The organism is Oleiphilus sp. HI0080, assembly GCF_001635135.1.
Map to the genome: position 1 here is coordinate 1 of NZ_LWFU01000867.1, position 308 is coordinate 308.

Here is a 308-nt window from a genome sequence, read left to right on the forward strand (position 1 = left end):
TTCATTTTGGGTATGCAAAAGCGCCCACCTTGAAGTATCGCAATCTGCAAAGCATTTCGGGCTTTTATAAAATTGTTCTCGCAAAATTTTTGGCTATGGGGACGCAAGGTAGCCAACAGCAAACGGATGCACTGGCTGCAGCAAAAGAGGCGAGTGGAATCCATATTGGCGCAGATGCCTTGGAGCAGCGAATTGATGGAAAAGAGTTTACCCAAGCCTGCTATGAATTAAAGCGCGCTTTCCCTTTGCTTAAACCTAGGATCTTAAAGGGTTTGTTGGCTGCGGCGCATGCCGATGAGGTGTTTTGT

The 308-nt window shown here is 46.8% G+C and carries 1 protein-coding gene; it reads left to right on the forward strand.

Features of this window, described 5'->3' with window-relative positions; genetic code table 11:
* Positions 1-29 precede the first annotated feature (29 nt).
* Positions 30-308, forward strand: a 279-nt coding sequence (locus A3751_RS17430; protein ID WP_156492578.1) for a hypothetical protein, incomplete at its 3' end; no start/stop codon positions are given.